Origin of the sequence: Henriciella sp. (genome assembly GCF_049649345.1) — a bacterium.
GTDB lineage: Bacteria > Pseudomonadota > Alphaproteobacteria > Caulobacterales > Hyphomonadaceae > Henriciella.
Genome location: NZ_JBARZC010000186.1, coordinates 1 through 1,859, shown reverse-complemented (window position 1 = coordinate 1,859; position 1,859 = coordinate 1). Strand labels below are relative to the sequence as shown.

The 1,859-nt window shown below is 59.7% G+C and carries 3 protein-coding genes; 1 reads left to right on the top strand and 2 read right to left on the bottom strand.

Annotation, left to right across the window (positions count from 1 at the left end):
- The coding region (locus WA989_RS04655; RefSeq protein WP_424339342.1) for an amidase at positions 1-659 on the bottom strand (659 nt) is incomplete at its 3' end.
- A gap of 171 nt (positions 660-830) precedes the next feature.
- Between WA989_RS04655 and WA989_RS04650 the strand changes: the two genes are divergently transcribed.
- Positions 831-1,280, top strand: a complete 450-nt coding sequence (locus WA989_RS04650; protein ID WP_424339341.1) for a DUF6491 family protein — start codon at positions 831-833, stop codon at positions 1,278-1,280.
- Between the two features lie 82 nt (positions 1,281-1,362).
- Here WA989_RS04650 and gatC read toward each other — a convergent pair whose 3' ends face one another.
- Positions 1,363-1,650 carry an Asp-tRNA(Asn)/Glu-tRNA(Gln) amidotransferase subunit GatC gene (gene gatC / locus WA989_RS04645; protein WP_424339340.1) on the bottom strand — a complete coding sequence of 96 codons (288 nt, stop codon included), beginning with the start codon at positions 1,648-1,650 and terminating at the stop codon, positions 1,363-1,365.
- Between the last annotated feature and the right edge of the window lie 209 nt (positions 1,651-1,859).

The window sequence follows — 1,859 nt, the reverse complement described above, 5'->3', positions numbered from 1 at the left end:
GGCCCGGCCTGATCAAGCGAGGAGGCAAAAGCGACCATGCCATAGCGGCTGGCGCGGCCATACGTCGGCTTGATGCCGACCGTGCCTGTAAAGCTCGCCGGCTGGCGGATCGAGCCGCCTGTGTCAGACGCGGTCGCACCGAGACAGAGGTCGGCCGCCACGGCAGACGCAGAGCCGCCCGACGAGCCGCCCGGCGTCAGCGTCTGGTTGCCGCCCTTGCGCTTCCACGGATTGGCCGGCGGGCCGAAGCGCGATGTCTCGTTCGACGAGCCCATGGCGAACTCGTCCATATTGAGCTTGCCGAGCATTACCGCGCCGCGGTCCCAGAGCTGCTGGGTGACGGTCGACTCGTAGGTTGGTGTGAACTCACCGAGGATGTTCGAACAGGCCGTCGTGCGCACGCCCTTGGTGCAATAGAGATCCTTGACGCCGAGCGGCGCCCCTTCGAGCGCGCCTGCCTCACCCGATGCAATGCGCTTGTCTGACTGGGCCGCCATGTCGAGCGCCTTTTCGGGCGTTTTCACGACATAGGCATTGATCGTGTCGTTCGAGGCCTCGATGGCGTCGACGAAAGCCTGCGTCAGCTCGACAGACGAAAAGGACTTGCGCGAAAGCCCGTCTAGCGCATCGGCAAGGGTGAGTTTGGTAAGGTCGGTCATGCTGGTTTCAAACTGTCCGGAAAGAATTTCGGCCTTGGTAGGCTGGCCCGCAGGCAAAGTTCAAGCCCTGATGCGTGATCGCGCTGATTTGAAACGGATAAGCGCGCCGCGCATTTCTTTACTAACAGGCAGAATATATACATTTTCAGACCGCCCCAAAGGGAGACACTCATGAACAGATCAAGCATCCTTCCAATCGCCGCAACCGCCCTGCTCCTTGCTGCAGGTGCCTGCTCGACCACCGCAGAAGATGCAGACCCTGACGCCTGGCGCACCGATGCGCGTCTTGGCGAACAGGTTGATCGCATCTGCTTTTCCTCAAGCATCGACAATTTTCGCGAAGCCGATCGCCGGACTGTCATCGTGGAAAAAGGCGTCAACGATGAATACCTCATCGAAACGATGGGCAACTGCTACAATCTGAAGAATGCCATGTCGCTCAGTCTCGACACGTTCGGCGGCTCCAGCTGTATTGGCAGGGGCGACAGCATCTACGCCTATGACAGCGCCTTCGGTCCGGATGAAACAGATCTCGCGCCCGTCAGATGCCCTATTTCAGCCATTTATGAATGGGATGAAGACGCCCTCGACCAGGAGGATGACATGGACGGCGAAGAATAGACCTGACACATCAAAGCGCCAGCATCAGACAGGCGCTCGATACACATCATGGCCCCGCAGGGACGCGTTCCCTGCGGGGTTTTTATTCAACAGATTTCGGCACGACGAAAAAGCCGTCTTCGCTTCTCGGCGCATTGGCGAGGACCTGATCCTGGATGTTGCCATCGGTGACGACATCGGCGCGCAGGGGCAGTTTCGCATCGACGACCGACGTCATCGGCTCGACGCCCTCGATATCGACTTCATTGAGCTGTTCGATCCAGCCCATGATGGCGGTAAGCTCATTTGCCAGCGGCTCCAAACGGTCTTCGCTGACAGCGATCCGCGACAGACGCGCGACCTTGCGAACATCATCCTTGGTAACGCTCATCGGCTTTCTCCAATCGACATGAAGCTCCGTTACGCGCTAGGCAGGCCAAATTCAAGTGATGAGCCCATACGCCTGCCATGCCGGTAACTGACCTTTTCGAGCTTCCGCCCCTCGGCGTTCTTATCGGGATCGACCCCGGCTCGAAGACGCTCGGCATCGCAGCCTGCGACGCTGCGCGCCTGATCGCCTCGCCTGTCGAGACCATCAGG

Excerpts from the sequence above, each read along its gene's own strand:
- WA989_RS04650 (WP_424339341.1), top strand. The coding sequence starts at position 831 with ATGAACAGATCAAGCATCCTTCCAATCGCCGCAACCGCCCTGCTCCTT.
- gatC (WP_424339340.1), bottom strand. The coding sequence starts at position 1,650 with ATGAGCGTTACCAAGGATGATGTTCGCAAGGTCGCGCGTCTGTCGCGG.